This is a genomic window from Streptomyces sp. NPDC097617, assembly GCF_044761485.1.
GTDB lineage: Bacteria > Actinomycetota > Actinomycetes > Streptomycetales > Streptomycetaceae > Streptomyces.
This window is the reverse complement of record NZ_JBIWCL010000009.1, coordinates 35,845-54,321: the sequence shown is the minus strand read 5'-3', so window position 1 is coordinate 54,321 and position 18,477 is coordinate 35,845. Positions and strand designations below refer to the sequence as shown.

At 73.2% G+C, this 18,477-nt stretch carries 17 protein-coding genes and 1 pseudogene; 13 read left to right on the top strand and 5 right to left on the bottom strand.

Translation table 11 applies throughout. The annotated features are described in order from the left end of the window. The first annotated feature begins 15 nt into the window (after nucleotides 1-15). On the top strand, nucleotides 16-651 hold the full coding sequence (locus ACIQZO_RS17035) for an alpha-ketoglutarate-dependent dioxygenase AlkB (RefSeq protein WP_403627012.1): 636 nt from the start codon (nucleotides 16-18) through the stop codon (nucleotides 649-651). Between the two features lie 77 nt (nucleotides 652-728). After that, a complete protein-coding gene (locus ACIQZO_RS17030; RefSeq protein ID WP_403626551.1) occupies nucleotides 729-1,100 on the top strand; it encodes a VOC family protein in 372 nt (123 codons plus the stop codon). An 85-nt stretch (nucleotides 1,101-1,185) separates the two neighbouring features. Here ACIQZO_RS17030 and ACIQZO_RS17025 read toward each other — a convergent pair whose 3' ends face one another. Together ACIQZO_RS17025 and ACIQZO_RS17020 are read right to left on the bottom strand one after the other, a co-directional pair. Next, on the bottom strand, nucleotides 1,186-1,482 hold the full coding sequence (locus tag ACIQZO_RS17025; protein ID WP_403626548.1) for a YkvA family protein: 297 nt from the start codon (nucleotides 1,480-1,482) through the stop codon (nucleotides 1,186-1,188). A 55-nt stretch (nucleotides 1,483-1,537) separates the two neighbouring features. Next, nucleotides 1,538-2,002 carry a MarR family winged helix-turn-helix transcriptional regulator gene (locus ACIQZO_RS17020; protein WP_403626545.1) on the bottom strand — a complete coding sequence of 155 codons (465 nt, stop codon included), beginning with the start codon at nucleotides 2,000-2,002 and terminating at the stop codon, nucleotides 1,538-1,540. A 123-nt stretch (nucleotides 2,003-2,125) separates the two neighbouring features. Between ACIQZO_RS17020 and ACIQZO_RS17015 the strand changes: the two genes are divergently transcribed. From ACIQZO_RS17015 to ACIQZO_RS17005, 3 genes are all read left to right on the top strand, one after another. Continuing rightward, on the top strand, nucleotides 2,126-2,689 hold the full coding sequence (locus tag ACIQZO_RS17015; RefSeq protein ID WP_403626542.1) for a DoxX family protein: 564 nt from the start codon (nucleotides 2,126-2,128) through the stop codon (nucleotides 2,687-2,689). Nucleotides 2,690-2,971: 282 nt separating this feature from the next. Beyond that, nucleotides 2,972-5,527, top strand: coding sequence for a discoidin domain-containing protein (locus tag ACIQZO_RS17010; RefSeq protein ID WP_403626539.1), 2,556 nt, complete (start codon nucleotides 2,972-2,974; stop codon nucleotides 5,525-5,527). A 64-nt stretch (nucleotides 5,528-5,591) separates the two neighbouring features. Further along, nucleotides 5,592-7,388, top strand: coding sequence for a glycoside hydrolase family 15 protein (locus tag ACIQZO_RS17005; RefSeq protein ID WP_403626536.1), 1,797 nt, complete (start codon nucleotides 5,592-5,594; stop codon nucleotides 7,386-7,388). Nucleotides 7,389-7,406: 18 nt separating this feature from the next. Here the strand turns inward: ACIQZO_RS17005 and ACIQZO_RS17000 are convergent, their stop codons facing one another. Then, nucleotides 7,407-9,611, bottom strand: coding sequence for a SpoIIE family protein phosphatase (locus ACIQZO_RS17000; protein WP_403627009.1), 2,205 nt, complete (start codon nucleotides 9,609-9,611; stop codon nucleotides 7,407-7,409). A 185-nt stretch (nucleotides 9,612-9,796) separates the two neighbouring features. Between ACIQZO_RS17000 and ACIQZO_RS16995 the strand changes: the two genes are divergently transcribed. Further along, nucleotides 9,797-10,534, top strand: a complete 738-nt coding sequence (locus ACIQZO_RS16995) for a class I SAM-dependent methyltransferase (RefSeq protein WP_403626534.1) — start codon at nucleotides 9,797-9,799, stop codon at nucleotides 10,532-10,534. 69 nt (nucleotides 10,535-10,603) lie between these two features. Here the strand turns inward: ACIQZO_RS16995 and ACIQZO_RS16990 are convergent, their stop codons facing one another. Further along, nucleotides 10,604-11,509 carry an alpha/beta hydrolase fold domain-containing protein gene (locus tag ACIQZO_RS16990; protein ID WP_403626531.1) on the bottom strand — a complete coding sequence of 302 codons (906 nt, stop codon included), beginning with the start codon at nucleotides 11,507-11,509 and terminating at the stop codon, nucleotides 10,604-10,606. A 213-nt stretch (nucleotides 11,510-11,722) separates the two neighbouring features. Here ACIQZO_RS16990 and tdh point away from each other — a divergent pair, with 213 nt between their 5' ends. The 4 genes from tdh (at nucleotide 11,723) to ACIQZO_RS16970 (ending at nucleotide 15,461) form a co-directional block, all read left to right on the top strand. Further along, on the top strand, nucleotides 11,723-12,751 hold the full coding sequence (tdh, locus tag ACIQZO_RS16985; RefSeq protein WP_403626529.1) for an L-threonine 3-dehydrogenase: 1,029 nt from the start codon (nucleotides 11,723-11,725) through the stop codon (nucleotides 12,749-12,751). A 122-nt stretch (nucleotides 12,752-12,873) separates the two neighbouring features. After that, nucleotides 12,874-14,082: a glycine C-acetyltransferase gene (locus tag ACIQZO_RS16980; RefSeq protein ID WP_403626526.1), complete on the top strand. Its 1,209-nt coding sequence runs from the start codon at nucleotides 12,874-12,876 to the stop codon at nucleotides 14,080-14,082. Nucleotides 14,083-14,130: 48 nt separating this feature from the next. Continuing rightward, on the top strand, nucleotides 14,131-15,045 hold the full coding sequence (locus ACIQZO_RS16975; RefSeq protein ID WP_403626523.1) for a LysR substrate-binding domain-containing protein: 915 nt from the start codon (nucleotides 14,131-14,133) through the stop codon (nucleotides 15,043-15,045). A gap of 116 nt (nucleotides 15,046-15,161) precedes the next feature. After that, on the top strand, nucleotides 15,162-15,461 hold the full coding sequence (locus ACIQZO_RS16970) for a hypothetical protein (protein WP_403626520.1): 300 nt from the start codon (nucleotides 15,162-15,164) through the stop codon (nucleotides 15,459-15,461). An 86-nt stretch (nucleotides 15,462-15,547) separates the two neighbouring features. On the opposite strand, the pseudogene ACIQZO_RS16965 reads toward ACIQZO_RS16970, so the two are convergent. Beyond that, a pseudogene (locus ACIQZO_RS16965) lies at nucleotides 15,548-15,925 on the bottom strand (DeoR/GlpR family DNA-binding transcription regulator); the annotation flags it as partial. Between the two features lie 247 nt (nucleotides 15,926-16,172). Between ACIQZO_RS16965 and ACIQZO_RS16960 the strand changes: the two are divergent. From ACIQZO_RS16960 to ACIQZO_RS16950, 3 genes are read left to right on the top strand one after another with little or no spacing between them, the layout of a single operon-like run. Continuing rightward, entirely contained in the window at nucleotides 16,173-17,075 is a 903-nt protein-coding gene (locus ACIQZO_RS16960) for an SIS domain-containing protein (RefSeq protein ID WP_403626517.1), read from the top strand. Further along, complete coding sequence (locus tag ACIQZO_RS16955) at nucleotides 17,072-17,908, top strand: class II fructose-bisphosphate aldolase (RefSeq protein ID WP_403626514.1); 837 nt, start codon at nucleotides 17,072-17,074, stop codon at nucleotides 17,906-17,908. Before ACIQZO_RS16960 ends, ACIQZO_RS16955 begins: the two co-directional genes overlap by 4 nt. 22 nt (nucleotides 17,909-17,930) lie before the next feature. Continuing rightward, complete coding sequence (locus ACIQZO_RS16950) at nucleotides 17,931-18,476, top strand: hypothetical protein (RefSeq protein WP_403626511.1); 546 nt, start codon at nucleotides 17,931-17,933, stop codon at nucleotides 18,474-18,476. The last annotated feature ends 1 nt before the right edge of the window (nucleotide 18,477 follow it).

The window sequence follows — 18,477 nt, the reverse complement described above, 5'->3', positions numbered from 1 at the left end:
GGGGTCATGCACGCCATGCACGCAGTCCAGGGCCTTCAGGGTTCGCTCTTCGACCAGGGCGACGAGATCCGGCTCGGTCCCCTCGGCGGCATGCGGCGCACCGAGCTCGGTGCCGGAGCCTGGGTCGACCACCTGCCCGGCTGGCTGAGCGGCGCCGACGCGCTCTTCGAGCGGCTGGCCGCCGACGTGCCCTGGCGCGCCGAGCGGCGGCAGATGTACGAGCGCGAGGTGGAGGTTCCCCGGCTGCTCGCCTTCTTCGACGCGGGTGAGCCCCTGCCGCATGACTCGCTCACGGCCGCCCGGGAGGCGCTGACCGGTCACTACGCCGCCGAGCTCGGTGAGCCCTTCACCACCGCCGGCCTGTGCCTGTACCGCGACGGCCGCGACAGCGTCGCCTGGCACGGGGACCGGACGGGCCGTTCGTCGACCGAGGACACCATGGTGGCCATCGTCTCCGTCGGTGATCCGCGGGACCTCGCGCTCCGTCCCCGCGACGGCGGGGCCACCCTGCTGCGGCTGCCGCTGGGGCACGGCGACCTCGTCGTCATGGGCGGCTCCTGCCAGCGGACGATGGAGCACGCCGTACCCAAGTCGGCGCGGGCCGTCGGTCCCCGCATCAGCATCCAGTTCCGGCCCCGCGACGTCCGCTGATCCTTCGCCGCCCGCCGGCCCGGGCCTCCCGCTGGTCGGGGTTGCGGCGCCGTCCAGGGGCGTCCAGGCTGGTGCGCATGGATCTGGGCGCCTTCTCCGTGAGCCTCACCGTGCGCGACCTCGACGCCTCCAGGGCGTTCTACGAGAAGCTCGGCTTCGCCGTCTTCGGCGGGAACCCGGAGCAGGGCTGGCTGATCCTCAAGAACGGCGATGTGGTGATCGGGCTGTTCGTCGGAATGTTCGAGAAGAACATGCTGACCTTCAATCCGGGCTGGGACAGCGACGCGACCGCGCTCGATCCGTTCACCGACATCCGCGAGGTGCAGCGAAGGCTGAAGGCGCGGGGCGTGGAGTTCGCGACGGAGGTCGACGAGTCGGGCTCGGGTCCGGGCAGCTTCCTCATCGTCGACCCGGACGGCAATCCGGTCCTCTTCGACCAGCACGTCTGAACCGGGCGCTCTCGCAGGTGGTGGCGCAGGCGGTGACTCGGGCGGTGGGGCGGGGGGTGACTCGGGCGGTGGGTCGGGGGGTGGGTCAGGCGGTGGCGCCGGGTTCCTTCGGGGTGCGGACGGCCCCGGCCGCCGCGTGCAGGGAGCGCAGCGCCAGCAGCAGGACCCCGATGTCGTCCAGGTAGACCGGGTCGGGAATCAGGTCCACCGGCGAGATGGTGTAGGCGACGGCGACCCAGAACAGGGCCTTGTCCCGCAGCGGGATCCCCGAGTCGAGCAGCAGCCGCCGGGCCGCGAAGACCCGTACGAGCAGCACGGCCGCGGCGATCGCGAGCCCCACCGCGATGACCACGCCCAGCGTGAGCCAGACCTTTCCGTCCATGGCGGCCCTATACCCCGATTCCGGTCCGCGATACCCGCTTCGGGCCCGGACCCATTCAGGCGCCCTCTCCGCGCAGCCTGCGGCCGACCTCGCCCAGCCCGTCGGCGAGCGCGTCGAGCTGCCCGGGGGTCAGGACGTCGACGAGGATCTCCCGCACCGTCGCCACGTGCCCGGGCGCGGCCTCCTCCAGCTTCGCGCTGCCGGCGTCGGTGAGGACGGCGAAGACACCGCGCACGTCGGAGGGACAGTTGCGGCGACGGACCAGTCCGGCCTTCTCCATCTGGGTGACCTGGTAGGTCAGCCCGCTCTTGGAGTTGATCAGGCCGTTGGCGAGCTCGGTCATGCGCAGCTCGCGCCCGGGGGCCGCGGCGAGCCGTACGAGGATCTCATACTGGGGGTGGGAGAGCCCGGCGTCGTCCTTGAGCTGCTGGTCGAGACGGCGGTTCACCAGGGCCGACGCGGCAAGGAACCCGCTCCAGGCCCGCATCTCACGGTCGTCCAGCCATCTCGGTTCAGCCATGGCGCCAGAGTACACGGGTTGTTCCAATTTGAATCAATGGTTAGGGTCGAGGCTCAGTGGTTCGAATTTGAACAAGCCTCTCCCGCCTCCCCGCGGGCCGCCCGACCGGAAGGACCCCCACCGATGACCAGCCCCTCCGCCACCGCGACGAAGCCGCAGGCCGCCGCCCCGGCCGCCCGCCTCCGGCCCGCCGCCCTCTCCACCCCCGGCCACGACGCCGGCCTGCTGCTCCTGCGTCTCGTCCTCGGCCTGGCCATGGCCGCGCACGGCGCCCAGAAGCTCTTCGGCTGGTTCGGTGGCGGCGGCATCAGCGGCACCGGTCAGTTCTTCACCGCCAGCGGCTACCCCGCGGGTGACGCCATGGCCGTCCTCGCCGGCCTCACCGAGACCCTCGGCGGACTCGGCCTCGTCCTCGGACTCCTCACCCCGCTCGCCGGCGCCGCGATCGTCGGCACCCTCATCAACGCGATCGCCGTCCACGGAGCCGGCGCCTTCTTCGCCCCGAAGGGCATCGAGTACGAGCTGCTGCTGACCGCGGGCGCCGCCGCCCTGGCCCTCACCGGCCCCGGACGGTACGCCGTCGACCGCTTCCTGCCCGTCCTGCGCAGCCACCGCCTCGCGTACGGCGCGCTCGCCGTGGCCCTCGGCGTGGTCCTCGCCGCCGTGCTGCTGCTCGTCCGCGACTAGATCGTCTGCGACGGAGGAAGGGGTACGGCCCGCCCCGGCCGTACCCGCCCTGGCCCGGGAGATCGGCGTCGCCGTACTGCGGTCCACCGCGGCCGGCGCCGCCCAGGAGCTGATCGAGGCGCTGGGGGAGCAGGCCGCGCTGATCACGGTCCGCGGGGCAACGGCCTGACCCCGCGCCCACCGGCCTTGCGGGTTTGCGCCAACTCTCTTTGATTCCAGCCTAGTTGTCACCACACTGATCTATGTTCTACGGGGCACACCACGTCGCCCCAGGAGGTCAGATTGCAGTCCAGGCGCTTCCTCGCCTTCCACCGCCTGTTACGCCGGTCCCACCTGCTCATAGCCTTCGGCCTCGGTTCGCTGCTGGTCGGCCTGATCCCCTGGCTCGGGGTCACGAGCACGGCGGCGGCCGGCCGCGCTCCGGCACCCCGGCCGGCACCCGTGCCCGCCGACCAGCAGACGGCGACCCAGTCGCCGCATCACGGCATCGCCCCGGCGAACGCGATGGAGCCGACGGCTCCGATCCTCGACCGGGCCGGGTGGACGGCCACGGCGAGCGACGAGGAGACCGGCCATGAGAACGGCCGCGCCGCCAACGTGCTCGACGGCAACGCCAACACCATCTGGCACAGCAAGTGGGCCCCGGCCCCGACCGCGCTGCCGCACGTCATCACGGTCGACATGCACCGTACGGCGGTCGTCTCCGCGCTCGTCTACCGTCCCCGCCCCGACGGCCCCAACGGGCGCGTCGGTGAGTACAGCATCAGCGTCAGCACCGACGGGCAGAACTGGGCGAGCCCGGTGGCCACCGGCACGCTCGCCGACGACGCGGGCGCCAAGACCCTCGGGTTCGCCCCGCAGGGGGCCCGCTTCGTCCGGCTGACCGCCCTCACCGAGGCCGGCGGCCGCGGCCCCTGGTCCTCCGCCGCCGAGATCGATCTGCTGGGCGACCCCGGCACCCCGGCGGCCACCGTCGACCTGTCCCGCACCGGATGGACGGCCACGGCGAGCGACGAGGAGACCGGCAGCGAGAACGGTCGCGCCGCCAACGTGCTCGACGGCAACGCCAACACCATCTGGCACAGCAAGTGGGCCCCGGCCCCGACCCCGCTGCCGCACAGCCTCACCATCGACATGCACCGCACGGCGGCCGTCTCGGCCCTCGTCTACCACCCCCGCCCCGACGGCCCCAACGGGCGGGCGGGCGCGTACACCATCGCCACCAGCACCGACGGCGTCACCTTCAGGGCGCCGGTGGCCACGGGGGCCTGGCGGGACGACGACTCGGTCAAGACCGCCACCTTCCTGCGGACGGAGAGCGCCCGCTACGTACGGTTGACCGTGACGAGCGAGGCCGGCGGCCGCGGCCCCTGGACCTCGGCCGGCGAGATCCGGCTGAGCGGCCCGGCCAGCCCGGCCGTGCACGGCTCCTGGGACCGGATCACCGGCTTCCCCCTGGTGCCGGTGGCCACCGCCGCCCTGCCCGGTGACAAGCTGCTGGCCTGGTCCGCGTACGCCGTCGACCGCTTCGGCGGCAGCAACGGCTACACCCAGACCGCGATCCTCGACCTCAAGACGGGCAAGGTCACCCAGCGCCGGATCGACAACACCGGACACGACATGTTCTGCCCGGGCATCGCCATGCTCGCCGACGGCCGGGTGCTGGTCACCGGCGGCAGCAACGCGGAGAAGGCGAGCATCTACGACCCGGCCACCGACGACTGGTCCGCCACCACGAGCATGAACATCGCCCGCGGCTACCAGGCCATGACCCTGCTCTCCACCGGCGAGGCCTTCGTCCTGGGCGGATCCTGGAGCGGAACCGCGAGCACCGACAAGGCCGGCGAGGTCTGGTCGCCGGACACCCGCACCTGGCGCAGCCTGCCCGGCGTCTTAGCAGCCCCGGCGCTGACCGCCGACCCGGCCGGCCCCTACCGCGCCGACAACCACATGTGGCTGCACGCCACTTCGGGTGGCAAGGTGCTGCAACTGGGCCCGGGCAAGCAGATGAACTGGATCACCACCAGCGGCGGGGGAAGCATCACGTCCGCCGGCACCCGGGCCGACAGCCAGGACGCCATGACCGGCAACGCCGTCGCCTACGACATCGGCAAACTGCTCACTCTGGGCGGCTCGCCCGCCTACGAGAAGACCCCCGCCACCCCGCGGGCCTACACCGTGGGCTTCTCGGGCGGCCAGGTCCAGGCCGCCCGGACGGGAGACATGGAGCATGCCCGCGCCTTCAGCAACAGCGTGGTCCTGCCCGACGGCAAGGTGGCCGTCTTCGGCGGCCAGGCCTATCCGGTGCCCTTCAGCGACGCCACCTCCGTCCTGACCCCCGAACTGTGGGACCCGGCGACCGGCACCTTCACCCCGCTCGCCACCATGGCCGTCCCGCGCAACTACCACAGCGTGGCCAACCTGCTGCCCGACGGGCGGATCTTCTCCGGCGGCGGCGGGCTGTGCGGCGACTGCGCGACCAACCACGCCGACGGGGCGATCTTCACCCCGCCGTACCTGCTGGCCGCGGACGGATCCCCGAAGCCGCGTCCCGCCATCACCGCGGGCGTGCCTCCCAGGGCCGCCCCCGGCGCCTCGCTCACGGTGAGCACCCAGAGCCCGGTGGCGTCCTTCGTCCTGATGCGGGCCGCCGCCGCGACCCACTCCACCGACAACGACCAGCGCCGGGTGCCCCTGGCCTTCACGGCCGCGGGAGGCGGCTCGTACAGCGTGTCCATTCCGACCGACACCGGTGTGGTCCTGCCGGGGACCTACATGCTCTTCGCTCTCGACGCCCAGGGCGTACCGAGCATCGGCCGGTTCATCACCATCTCCTGATCCCATGAGTACCGTCCGGGGCCTGAGCTGATTGGCCCCGGACAATCAGGGGAATAGCGCACAAATGACACAAGCCATCGAAGACTACGCACTCATCGGCGACCTGATGACCAGCGCCCTGGTCGGCCGTGACGGGTCCATCGACTGGCTGTGCCTGCCGCGATTCGATTCGGCCGCCTGCTTCGCCAAGCTCCTCGGCGACGAGGAGAACGGCCACTGGCGCATCGCACCCCTCGACGCCGCCCCCGGCGAACCCTGCACCCGCCGCGCCTACGTCGACGGCTCACTGATCCTGGAATCGTTCTGGGAGACCGAAACCGGGGCCGTGAAGGTCACCGACTTCATGCCGCAGCGCGAGGGCTCCGCCCCCGACGTCATCCGCATCGTCGAGGGCATCAGCGGCACGGTCAGGATGCGCAGCACCCTGCGCCTGCGCTTCGACTACGGCCACGTCGTGCCCTGGGTGCGCCGCAGCGACGGCGAGCGCGTGGCCATCGCCGGGCCCGACTCCGCCTGGTTCCGCAGTGAGCCGCCGGTCCGTACCTGGGGCGAGGAGAACAGCACCCTCTCCCAGTTCCCGGTCACCGCCGGCCGGCGCGTCGCCTTCGTCCTGACCTGGCACCCCTCGCACCGGCCGCGCCCCGAGCCCTGCGACCCCTTCGCCGCGCTCGAGCAGAGCCTCGCCGACTGGCGGGAGTGGACCTCGCAATGCCGCTACGAGGGCCCGTACAAGGAGGCGGTCACCCGCTCCCTGATCACGCTCAAGGCCCTCACCTACGCCCCGACCGGCGGCATCGTCGCCGCGGCCACCACCTCCCTGCCCGAGGAGCTCGCCGGCATCCGCAACTGGGACTACCGATACTGCTGGCTGCGGGACGCCACCCTCACCCTCGGCTCCCTGCTGTCCACCGGCTTCCTCGACGAGGCCCGGGCCTGGCGCGAATGGCTGTTGCGCGCGGTCGCGGGTGATCCCGCCGACCTCCAGATCATGTACGGGATCGCCGGCGAGCGGCGGATCCCCGAGAACGAACTGCCGTGGCTGCGCGGTTACGCCTCCTCCGCCCCGGTCCGCGTCGGGAACGCGGCCGTCGACCAGCTCCAGCTGGACGTGTACGGAGAGGTCATCGACTCCCTCCACCTGGCCAGGTCCGCCGGGCTGCCCGCCGAGCGGCACGCCTGGCGGATCCAGCTCGCGCTGCTGGACTTCCTGGAGCGCAACTGGCGCCGGCCCGACGAGGGGCTGTGGGAGGTCCGCGGCCCCCGCCGCCACTTCGTCCACTCCAAGGTGATGGCCTGGGTCGCGGCCGACCGGGCCGTACGGACCATGGAGAGCGATCCGTCCATCCCCGGCGAGCTCGACCGCTGGCGCGCCATGCGCGACGAAGTGCACCGTGAGGTGTGCGCCAACGGCTACGACGCGCGGCGGGGCACCTTCACCCAGTACTACGGCTCCGAGGAACTCGACGCGGCGACCCTGCTCATCCCCAGGGTCGGGTTCCTGCCGCCCGACGACCCGCGGGTCGTCGGCACGGTCGACGCGGTGCGCGCCGAGCTCGGCAGCAGCGGACTGGTCCGCCGCTACACCACCTCGAGCTCCACGGTCGACGGGCTGCCCGGCGACGAAGGCGCCTTCCTGGCCTGCTCGTTCTGGCTGACCGACGCCCTGCACATGACGGGCCGGCGGGAAGAGGCCCGCGCCCTCTTCGAGCGGCTGCTGGCGGTACGCAACGACGTGGGCCTGCTCGCGGAGGAGTACGACCCCCTCGCCGGGCGCCAACTCGGCAACTTCCCACAGGCGTTCAGCCACGTCGGCCTGGTCAACTCCGCGCTCACCCTGGCCTGCTCCGACGACGCCGGCTGACGACCGCGGCTGATGCCGCTATTCGGTACGGGAGGCCAGCAGCAGGGCGATGTCGTCCGGCCGGTCGGCGGTGCTGCCCGCCTCGCTGATCAGCCGGTCGGCGGCCTCGGCCAGCGGGGACGGCCGGGCCGCTGCCAGCGCCGTCCGCAACCGCTCCACCCCGACGTCGATGTCGACGCCCGGCTTCTCCACCAGCCCGTCCGTGTAGAGGGCGAGCACCGAGCCCGGCGTCAGCCGCAGCTCCGTGACCGGGTACGAGGCCTCCGGGTCGATGCCGAGCACCACCCCGCCCGCCAGGTCCAGCACCTCGGTCCGGCCGTCCGGGTGGCGCAGCAGCGGCTGCGGGTGCCCGGCCCGCACGGCCGTGACGACGCCCGACTCCGGGTCTAGCAGCATGTAGCAGCAGCTCGCGAACTGCCCCGGGTCCAGGTCGATGAGCAGCTGGTTGGTACCGCTCACCACCTGCTCCGGGGTGCTGCCGCTGAGCGCGAAGGCCCGGACCGCGCTGCGCAGCTGGCCCATCATCGCCGCGGCCGCCACACCGTGGCCCTGGACGTCCCCGATGACCAGCGCCAGCAGGCCGCTGCCGGTCTCGACGACGTCGTACCAGTCGCCGCCGACGTCCATGCCCAGGGTGCCGGGGAGGTAGCGGCCGACCGTGGCCACGTGCTCGCGCACCGGCAGCCGGTGCGGCAACAGGGCGGACTGCAGACCGCGGGCGAGCGCCGCCTCGCTGTCGTAGCGCCGGGCCCTGGCCAGGGCCTGCGCGATCAGACCGGCGAGTGCGGTGAGGACCGTACGCTCCTCCGGACTGAAGCCGCGGGGCACGTCGAAGCCGAGGATGCACGAGCCGACCGGCCGGCCGGAGGCGATCAGCGGCAGGAAGGCGCGGGCGCCGACATCCGCGTCCAGCGGAATGCCCGGATAGGCGGCCGCCAGGTGCTGCATCGACTCGAAGAACATCGGGCGGCCCGTGGTCAGCGTCTCGACCCCCGGCAGCCGGACGTCGAGCGAGACCCCGTCGAAGCGGTTGAGGAAGCCCCGCGGGAAGCCGGTCTCCCAGGCCAGGTACAGATGTCGCTCGTCGAGCAGGTAGATCGCCAGCTGGCGCCCGCCGAAGGCCGGCAGCAGCTCCTCGGTGACCACCGCCGACACCTGCCGGGCCGTGACGGCCTCGGTCAGGGCGATGGCGAGGGCCACCGGCCGGTACAGCGCCGAGGCCTCGTCGGCGGACGCGTCGAGGTCCAACCCGACCTCCACATCCGCGTCCGTGGCCTTGGACGCGGCTGCGGCTGCGGCGGCGTCGCGGCCGGCCCTGGACGTCGGCGCGTAGGCGGGTTTCGCGGAGGTGCCCAGCGTCAGGGTCACTCCGTCGAGGGAGGGGTACAGGTCCACCGACAGCCACTGCCCCGGCGCCTGCGGGCCGCGGCGGGCGGCGAAGTGCACGTGTTCGCCGGACATGTAGCCGGCCCGGAAGTGGTCCTCGTAGGCGGGATGCCCGAGCCATGGCAGCGCCTCCCACAGCAGCCGCCCCTGCAGCGACGGCCCGTGGAGCCCGAGCAGATCCTCCGCCGCGGTGTTCACATAGCCGATCCGGCCCTGCCGGTCCAGGGAGAGCACGGCCTGCGCCAGCCGGTCCGCGGCCCTGCGGGCGCCCTCGGCCCCGGCCTCGGGCGGCGGCGCGGGCGCGACCATGGGGTCGCCCTCCCACAGCACCGACGCCCCGGCCTCCGAGAGCGCCGCGAGGTCGGTGGCCAGATGCTCCGCCGCCAGCCGCAGCCGCTCGCGGTCCGCGGTCCCGATGGGGATCCCGGGGGTGGCCTCGCGCAGCACCACGATCACGCCGAACCGTTCCGTCCCGGCGGTCACCGGCTCGTACAGCGAGGCGAAGGGGAACGGCAGCCCGGCCATCAGCTGGGGGAACCGGCTCATGGCCGACTCCGCGTCGGGCAGGTGCACGGCCTGGCCGGAGCGGTAGGCCTCGGCGACCGGGTACGGGCGGTTCACCTGCATCCGCCACCAGGGCCGGAACAGCTGCAGCGGCAGCCCGGTGAAGACGGCCAGCAGGAGCAGCCCGGTGGTGGGCGAGCGCAGGTAGATCCCGCCCGCGTACCCACCGACGGCCTCCGCCGCACTCACCGCGGCGCGTACGAGTACGCGGGCCGTCGCATCACGGGCGTCCGTGGTACCGGGCGCGGCGCCGACGCTGTCCGCTCTCGCCATCACACAGCCAGGATGCGCCCTGAGCGGCGGCCCCTGCATCCCGGCTGCCCGCGGCCCGTCCCGGCCGATCGGCCGACCGCATCCCTCGTCCGGGGGACGCACGGGTGTGCGGACCACCCCCCGGACGCGCCGCGGGGCACGATACGCAGGCGTCCCACCCCCGGCAGGCCCCCGGAAGGCAGAGCATGCGGTTCCAGTACGACACCATCGGCGAGCGCTACGCGGAGTCCACCAGCACGGCGGCCTTCTCCGCCGCGGACACCTACACCCTGCACGGAGCCCTCGACGCCCTCGGCGGGGTGCGCGGGCTCGACGCCCTGGACCTGGCCTGTGGATACGGCTACAACACCCGGCTGCTGGCCCGCGGCGGGGCCCGGCGCACCGTCGGCGTGGACGTCTCGGAGGAGATGATCCGACTGGCCCGCGAGCACGAGGCGACGAAGGACCGGCTGGACGTCGAGTACCACGTCGCCGATGCCGCCGGGCTGCCCCACCTCGGCCCCTTCGACCTGGCGACTGCCGCGTACGTCTTCAGCTACGCGCCCGACCGCAGGTCCCTGCACGCGATGTTCCGCTCCGTCCGCGCCCACCTGCGTACGGGCGGGCGGCTGCTCGCCATCGTGCCCAATGCGGGGGCGTTCCCGCGCGTGGACTGGTCCCCGTACGGGGTGCGGATCCTCGACCGGGTCCGCGACGGCGACGCGCCGCTGCTCAAGGCGCACTTCCTGACCGAGCCGCCGGTGCCCTTCGAATTCCGTGAATGGGCCCACGCCGACCTCGCCGAGGCCGCCGTCGACGCGGGCTTTGTCACCGTCGGCTGGCAGCCGAACCGGACCCCGCCCGCCGACGCCGTCCGGGACGAGGCGTACTGGACGGCGTACCGCGCCTGGCCGATCAGCTCCCTGATGACCTGCACGGCCTGAGCCGCCGCTATCGGATCCTGCCCGGCCCGGCCGGGCCCTCGAGGCCGGGTCCTCACGGCCGGGCCCTCGCTACGGGGCCGTCGACCTGATCAGCTCGACGATGCGCTCGCGCGCCGCCCGCCCCTCCGGCACGGGCAGCAGCGGGTACCCGTGCGGCAGCCCGGCCTCCTCGTGGAACTCCACCTCGGCCCCGTCCGCCCGGGCCAGGCGCAGCAGCTCCCGGCTGTCCGTGGTCAGCATGTCCCGGGTCCCGGTGAACACCGTCATCGGGGCCAGCCCGGCGAAGCCCCCGTGCAGCGGGCTCACCCGCGGATCGTCGGCGGTCAGGGTCCCGGCGTACAGCCGCCCGGCCTCCAGCAGTCCCGGGCGGGCCAGCAGCGGATCGGCAGCCTCGATGGCCGCCTGGTCCGGATGGCTCATGGTCACGTCCAGCCAGGGCGAGATCAGTACGATCCGGGACGGCTGGTCCCCGGTGCGGTCGCGCAGCCGCTGCGCGGCCGCCAGCGCCAGCCCGGCCCCGGCCGAGTCCCCGATGAGCACGGTCCCGGCGGAGCCGCCGCTCGCGATCAGGCCGCTCAGCAGGTCGGCCGCGATCGGGACGGTCCGGTCGGCGGTACCGCGCGGAGCGAGGATGTACGCGGGTACGACGACCCGCGCCCGCGCCTGCGTGACCAGGGTCCGGATCAGCGCCCAGTGCGGGCGCTCCAGCTCGTGGATGTAGCCGCCGCCGTGCACGTACAGCACGTGGGCCGCGGGCTCCGTCCCGATCGGGGAGACGTCGTACACCGGCCAGGCTCCGACGAAGGTCCGCGAGATGTCGGCGACCCGCCCCAGCGACCGCGGCGGCAGATGCGAGGCCGGCCGGCGGGCGGATTGCGCCACCCGGGTCCGGACCGCCTCCGTGCTCGCGAACCGTCTTCGCCGTCCCGCCGCGATCAGCGCCGCCGACAGCGCCCTGCTGCGCAGACTCGGCACGCCCCTCACCTCCCCTTTTCCCCTCGTGCCGTCGCCGGCGCGAGCCCCTTCCCCGTCACGGGAGGAGCATAGGCGTGAAGCTGCGCTGTCGACCCGCTTAAGAAAGTCTCGATGGACTGATCACCGCGCCGATCGGCAGATTGGTGCACGTCACTGCCGCCGTTCGGGTCCATCCGCCCGCGGCGTCCCCTTCCGCATGCCTGGAGCCACCCCATGAAGGCACTCGTCAAGCACAAGGCAGAACCCGGCCTGTGGCTCATGGACGTCCCCGAGCCCGAGTACGGCCCCGGCGACGTGCTGATCAAGGTGCTGCGCACCGGCATCTGCGGAACCGACCTGCACATCCGCGCCTGGGACGGCTGGGCGCAGGGTGCGGTCAAGACCCCCCTCGTCCTCGGCCACGAGTTCGTCGGCGAGGTCGCGGCACTCGGCGCGGACGTCCAGGACATCGAGATCGGCGCGCTGGTCAGCGGCGAGGGCCACCTGGTGTGCGGCAAGTGCCGCAACTGCCTGGCCGGCCGCCGCCACCTGTGCCGCAGCACGATCGGCCTCGGGGTCGGCCGCGACGGCGCCTTCGCCGAGTACGTCGTCCTGCCCGCCCAGAACGTGTGGGTGCACCGCACCGCCGTGGACCTGGACGTGGCCGCGATCTTCGACCCGTTCGGCAACGCCGTGCACACGGCGCTGTCCTTCCCGATGGTCGGCGAGGACGTACTGATCACCGGCGCCGGCCCGATCGGGATCATGGCGGCGGCCGTGGCCAAGCACGCCGGCGCGCGCAACGTGGTCATCACCGACGTCAGCCCCGAGCGGCTGGAGATCGCCCGCAAGGCGGGCGCCACCCTCGCCGTCAACGTCTCCGAGTCCTCGATCGCCGAGGCGCAGACCAAGCTCGGCCTGCGCGAGGGCTTCGACGTCGGCCTGGAGATGTCCGGCCGAGCCGAGGCCATGCGCGACATGATCGACAACATGACGCACGGCGGCCGGATCGCCATGCTGGGCCTGCCCGCGCAGGAGTTCCCGGTGGACTGGGCGAAGGTCGTCACCTCGATGATCACGATCAAGGGCATCTACGGCCGTGAGATGTTCGAGACCTGGTACGCGATGACCGTGCTGCTGGAGGCCGGGCTCGACCTCAGCCCCGTCATCACCGGCCGCTACTCGCACCGCGACTTCGAGGCCGCCTTCGACGAGGCGTCGACCGCCCGGAGCGGCAAGATCATCCTGGACTGGACGGCGTAACCACCCGCCCGCCCCACCCACCGAACCATCTCCCTCCGGGCCGGGCCCCGCCACCCTCCCCCCTCCGCGGGGCCCGGCCCCCTCCCTCGTCGCCCTCCGCCGCCGCACAAGGAGAACCGCACATGTTCGACACCGTCCGCGATGACCTGCGCTCCACCCTCGACGAGATCCGCGCCGCGGGCCTGCACAAGCCCGAGCGCGTCATCGGCACCCCGCAGAACGCGGCCGTCGCCGTCACCTCGGGCGGCGCCGCCGGCGAGGTGCTCAACTTCTGCGCCAACAACTACCTGGGCCTGGCGGACCACCCCGAGGTCGTCGCCGCCGCGAAGGACGCCCTGGACCGCTGGGGCTACGGCATGGCCTCCGTCCGCTTCATCTGCGGCACCCAGGAAGTGCACAAGGAGCTGGAGGCGCGCCTCTCGGCCTTCCTCGGCCAGGAGGACACGATCCTCTACTCCTCCTGCTTCGACGCCAACGGCGGCGTCTTCGAGACCCTGCTCGGCGCCGAGGACGCGGTCATCTCCGACGCCCTCAACCACGCCTCGATCATCGACGGCATCCGCCTCTCCAAGGCCCGCCGCTTCCGCTACGCCAACCGCGACATGGCCGAGCTCGAAGCCCGCCTGAAGGAAGCCACCGAAGGCGGCGCCCGCCGCAAGCTGATCGTCACCGACGGCGTCTTCTCCATGGACGGCTACGTCGCCCCGCTCGCGGAGATCTGCGACCTGGCCGAGCGCTACGACGCCATGGTCATGGTCGACGACTCGCACGCCGTCGGCTTCGTCGGCCCCGGTGGCCGCGGCACCCCCGAGCTGCACGGCGTCATGGACCGCGTCGACATCATCACCGGCACTCTCGGCAAGGCCCTCGGCGGCGCCTCCGGCGGCTACGTCGCGGCCCGCGCCGAGATCGTGGAGCTGCTGCGCCAGCGCTCGCGCCCGTACCTCTTCTCCAACTCCCTCGCCCCGGTCATCGCGGCGGCCTCCCTGACGGTCCTCGACCTGCTGGAGTCGGCCGGTGACCTGCGCGAACACCTCGCGGCCAACACGGCGCTCTTCCGCACGAAGATGACCGAGGCCGGCTTCGAGGTCCTGCCCGGCGACCACGCCATCGCCCCGGTCATGATCGGTGACGCGGCGGAGGCGGCCAGGATGGCGGAACTGCTCCTGGAGCGCGGCGTGTATGTGATCGGCTTCTCCTACCCCGTGGTGCCGATGGGCGCCGCGCGCATCCGCGTCCAGCTCTCCGCGGCCCACTCGACGGCCGACGTCGAGCGCGCGGTGGCCGCCTTCATCGACGCCCGTGCCGCCCTCGGGACCGCTGGGGTCTGAGGGGGGCGAGAGGTTCGAGGGGTCCGTGCACCCTGAGACAATGGTGGGGTGATCGACCCCCGCCGGCTGCGCATCCTGCGGGCCGTGGCGGACCACCGTACGGTGACCGCCGCGGCCGCAGCCCTGTACCTCACCCCCTCGGCCGTCTCCCAGCAGCTCGCGGCGCTGGAACAGGAGACGGGCCACGTGCTGCTCACCCGCAGCGGGCGGGGCGTACGGCTCACCGCCGCCGGTGAAATCCTGCTCGGCCACGCCCACGAGGTGCTCGCACAGCTGGAGCGCGCCGAGGCGGAACTCGCGGCGTACGCGGGCGGTTCGGCGGGCGAGGTCACCGTCGCCGCCTTCGCGACCGGCATCGCGGAGGTACTGGCCCCGGCGATCGCCCGGCTCGCGCTGGAACAGCCGGGCATCCGGCTGCGGGTGCGCGACGCGGAAGGCGACCAGAGCCTGCCGCTGCTGCTGGACGGCGAGGCCGACCTCGCGCTGGCCGTCGAATACCGGGGCGGCCCGGGCGCCGACGACGCGCGGCTGTCCGTCCTCCCGCTGTACGCGGAACCCTTCGACGCGGTCCTGCCCGCGGGGCATCCGCTGGCCGACCTGCCCGCCGTGGCGCTGGCGGACCTCTCCGACGCGGACTGGGTGGGCCAGTACCCCGGCAACCCGTGCCACGACGTGACCCTGCTCGCCTGCGAACTGGCGGGCTTCGCGCCCCGGTTCGTGCACTCCTCGGACGACTTCCGCGCGGTGACGGCGCTGGTGGGCGCGGGGGCCGGAGTGGCCCTCGTCCCGCGCTCGGCCCTGCGCGGCATGGACCTCAAGGAGGTCCGGGTCCGCCCGGTCACGGGCCCGGCGGCCACCCGCCGCGTCTTCGCGGCCACCCGCCGCGGCGCCGAGACCCATCCCCTGATCGCCCCGGTCTTGGCGGCCCTGATCCGAGAGTCGGAACGTCTGCCCGCGCATTGAGGTGGCGGCGGGCCCCGGTTTCCCGCTCCCGCTCCCGGGAAGCGGGACGGCTGCGGTGGGGGGCCGGTGGGGGGCCGGTGGGGCCACCGCCCGTCGGGCTGGGCTAGCTTCTGCGTGTGCAGATACCTCTCTGGGGCACCCTCGCCCTGCTGGCCCTCGCCGCGTTGCAGCTCGCGGGCTCTCTCCGCGCCTTCTGGACCAAGGCCCGCAGCACTGAGCGCGGGGCCGAACGGACCGACGCCCGGATCGATCTGGCCGACGGGATCGCCGGGACGGTGCTGCTCACCGCACTGGCCTTCGGCCAGATTTTCGCCGCCGCCTGCGCACTGGGCGCCCAGGGGGCGCTCTTGAGCGCGCAGCTGATCCGGTGGCTCCTGCGGAGCCGGGCGCAGGCCCGGGTCCTGGCTTCGGACTGAGGCTCGCGCCGGCCCGCCCGGACCGCCAGTAGGCCCGTCGGCCCGCAGGCCGGCCCCGGTCCGCGGGCCTGTGACCCCGCGGGCTCTCACACCCGTACCACCTCCACCCCCTGCGCCCCGAACGCCTCGGCCACGGCCGGGGCCAGGCCCGTGTCCGTCACCAGGACGTCCACCTGTGAGGTCGCGCAGATACGGGCGAAGGCGCGGACGCCCAGTTTGCTGGAGTCGGCCGCGATGACGATCCGGCGGGCCCGTTCGCACAGCAGGCGGTTGACCGAGGCCTCGTCCTCGTGGCGGGTGGCCGCGCCGTCCGTCGGACCGAAGCCGTCCACGCCGAGCACCGCCGTGTCCACCGCGAGCTGCCCGAGGACCTGTTCGGCGAGCGGGCCGGTCAGCTCGTAGGACTGGGGGCGGGCCACGCCACCGGTCAGTACGATCTTGAACTGCGGGCGGATCACCAGCTCGCCCCGCTCCACCAGTGGGTCCAGCAGCGTCTGCCAGCCTCCTTGCGGGTCATCGGCCGCCCCCTTCGGTGTTCTGCGACATTCGTTCCACGGCGTTTTGGACGGCCTCCATCGGCCTACCCGGCGACACTGACTCAGCCGATCAACGTGTGGATGCTTGAAGTTGCTTGAAACGAGCCGCTATCTTGCAGGAAAACGCATTCACGTTTACACCATTCAGACCCGTCTGTCGCACGAGGGAGCCTGTATGAGTCACGTCGCGTACGAGTTGGGCACACAGCCCGCATGCTGGGAGCGGGCCGCCGAACTGGCCCCGGCCCGGCGGACGGTGCTGCCGCGGCCGGGGGAGCGTGCCGCGATCGTCGGGTGCGGCACCTCGTACTACATGGCCCAGGCGGCCGCCGTGCTGCGCGAGGAGTCCGGACAGGGCGAGACCGACGCCTTCCCCGCCTCGGAGTTTCCGCGCCACCGCCGCTACGACCGAGTCGTCGCCCTGACCCGGTCCGGTACCACCACCGAAGTGCTGGACCTGCTGGCCGGCCTGCGGGACGCCGGGGTGCCCACGACCGCGGTCGTCGGTGATCCGGCGACCCCGGTGATGACGGCCGCGGACGAGCTCGTCGTCCTCGACTTCGCCGACGAACAGTCCGTCGTGCAGACCCGGTTCGCGACCACCGCCCTCACCCTGCTGCGCGCCCACGTCGGGCTGCACACCGCCACCGCGGTCGCCGACGCCCGCACCGCCCTCGTCGAACCCCTCCCGGCCGAGATCGCCGGCCGCGGGCAGTTCACCTTCCTCGGGCGCGGCTGGAGCGTGGGGCTGGCCCACGAGGCCGCGCTGAAGATGCGCGAGGCCTCGCTGTCCTGGGCCGAGTCCTACCCGGCGATGGAGTACCGGCACGGGCCGATCAGCGTCTCCGGGCCCGGTACCGTCACCTGGTCGCTCGACGAGGCCCCCGACGGGCTCGCCGAACAGGTGCGTGCCACCGGCTCCCAGTGGGTGCCCGGGCGGCTGGACCCGCTCGCCGAACTGGTCCGCGTACACCGCCTTGCCCTCGCCGTCGCCGCGCAGCGGGAGCTGGATCCGGACGCACCGCGCAACCTCACCCGCTCGGTGATCCTCACCAGCGGCGAGGAGGCGGTCCGATGAGCCTCGCCGCCGCGGGCGACCTGGTCCTGGAGGCGGCCGCGGCCGGCCGGGCCGTCGCCGCCTTCAACATCATCACCCTCGAGCACGCCGAAGCCGTGGTCGCCGGGGCCGAAGCGGCCGGACTGCCGGTCATCCTTCAACTCAGCGAGAACGCCGTGAAGTTCCGTGGCGGACAGCTCCTGCCCATCTCCCGGGCCGCCGCCGCCTGCGCCGAGGCCGCCGCGGTCCCCGTCGGCCTGCACCTGGACCACGTCAAGAGCCCCGAGCTGCTCCGGCGGGCCTGCGACGCGGGGTACAGCTCGGTGATGTACGACGCCGCGCACCTCCCGTACGCCGAGAACCTGGAGGCCACCCGGTCCGCCGCCGACTGGGCGCACGCCAACGGGCTGTGGATCGAGGCCGAGTTGGGCGAGGTCGGCGGGAAGAACGGAGCCGCGCCGCTGGACCCGCACGCGCCCGGCGCCCGTACCGACCCCGACGAGGCCCGGCGGTTCGTCGCCGACTCGGGGGTGGACGCCCTCGCCGTCGCCATCGGCAGCAGCCACGCGATGACCAGCCGGACCGCGGCCCTGGACCGCGTGCTGCTGGCCCGGCTGACCAAGACCGTGGAGGTGCCGCTCGTCCTGCACGGATCCTCCGGCCTGCCGGACGCCGAACTCGCGGCGGCCGTCGCGGGCGGCATCCGCAAGGTCAACATCGGCACCGCCCTCAATGTGGCCATGACCGAAGCCATCCGCGCCCACCTGACCCCCGCGGACCCCCGGCCGTACCTGGCGGCCGCCCGTACGGCGATGACGGCGACGGCGACGGCTATGATCGGCGCGCTGAACTGACGGGCTACGGGGAACGGGGACCATGGACGCGCAGCGGGGACGTACCGATCGCCGCCGTTTCCTGCTGATCGCCGGTCTCCCGCTGCTCACGGTGGGTGCGGGCCTGACCTACCTGATGTGGCCGGAGGTGCCGTACCGGCCACGGGTCCGCACCGACCTGGAGCCGCTGAACCGGCGGTTCGGGCGCTTCCTCGGCACGCTGGCCGACGCGCACTGGCTGGGCTACGACATCGACAGCGCGGGCGACGACCGGAGCATCCCGAGCCCCGACTCCCGGATCCGGGTGGTCGGATTCGCGCACCTTGCGGGCGGCGGCGCGTCCGCGATCACGGGCCGGCCCGAGCACGCCTTCGCCGCGGGCGCGCCGTCCGAGCCGCCCGCTCCGCCCGAGTCGCTGAAGCCGTACCTGCCCGCGGGCGGCAACTGGCGGCACAGCCCCGGGTTCGACGCGTACGCGGACAACCGCGACGCCGTGAGCTGGGCCGCGGACGGGTCGCCGGCGGGCCGGTACTACTTCGACACGGACCGCGACCTCGTCCACTTCGACGTCCAGTACCTCTACACCTGAG

What these genes read in the sequence shown, in the direction of transcription:
- ACIQZO_RS17025 (WP_403626548.1), bottom strand. Translation starts at nt 1,482, where the DNA reads ATGGACGGAAAGGTCTGGCTCACGCTGGGCGTGGTCATCGCGGTGGGG.
- ACIQZO_RS17015 (WP_403626542.1), top strand. Translation starts at nt 2,126, where the DNA reads ATGACCAGCCCCTCCGCCACCGCGACGAAGCCGCAGGCCGCCGCCCCG.
- ACIQZO_RS17020 (WP_403626545.1), bottom strand. Translation starts at nt 2,002, where the DNA reads ATGGCTGAACCGAGATGGCTGGACGACCGTGAGATGCGGGCCTGGAGC.
- ACIQZO_RS17005 (WP_403626536.1), top strand. Translation starts at nt 5,592, where the DNA reads ATGACACAAGCCATCGAAGACTACGCACTCATCGGCGACCTGATGACC.
- ACIQZO_RS16995 (WP_403626534.1), top strand. Translation starts at nt 9,797, where the DNA reads ATGCGGTTCCAGTACGACACCATCGGCGAGCGCTACGCGGAGTCCACC.
- ACIQZO_RS17000 (WP_403627009.1), bottom strand. Translation starts at nt 9,611, where the DNA reads ATGGCGAGAGCGGACAGCGTCGGCGCCGCGCCCGGTACCACGGACGCC.
- ACIQZO_RS17035 (WP_403627012.1), top strand. Translation starts at nt 16, where the DNA reads ATGCACGCAGTCCAGGGCCTTCAGGGTTCGCTCTTCGACCAGGGCGAC.
- tdh (WP_403626529.1), top strand. Translation starts at nt 11,723, where the DNA reads ATGAAGGCACTCGTCAAGCACAAGGCAGAACCCGGCCTGTGGCTCATG.
- ACIQZO_RS16950 (WP_403626511.1), top strand. Translation starts at nt 17,931, where the DNA reads ATGGACGCGCAGCGGGGACGTACCGATCGCCGCCGTTTCCTGCTGATC.
- ACIQZO_RS17030 (WP_403626551.1), top strand. Translation starts at nt 729, where the DNA reads ATGGATCTGGGCGCCTTCTCCGTGAGCCTCACCGTGCGCGACCTCGAC.
- ACIQZO_RS16960 (WP_403626517.1), top strand. Translation starts at nt 16,173, where the DNA reads ATGAGTCACGTCGCGTACGAGTTGGGCACACAGCCCGCATGCTGGGAG.
- ACIQZO_RS16955 (WP_403626514.1), top strand. Translation starts at nt 17,072, where the DNA reads ATGAGCCTCGCCGCCGCGGGCGACCTGGTCCTGGAGGCGGCCGCGGCC.
- ACIQZO_RS16980 (WP_403626526.1), top strand. Translation starts at nt 12,874, where the DNA reads ATGTTCGACACCGTCCGCGATGACCTGCGCTCCACCCTCGACGAGATC.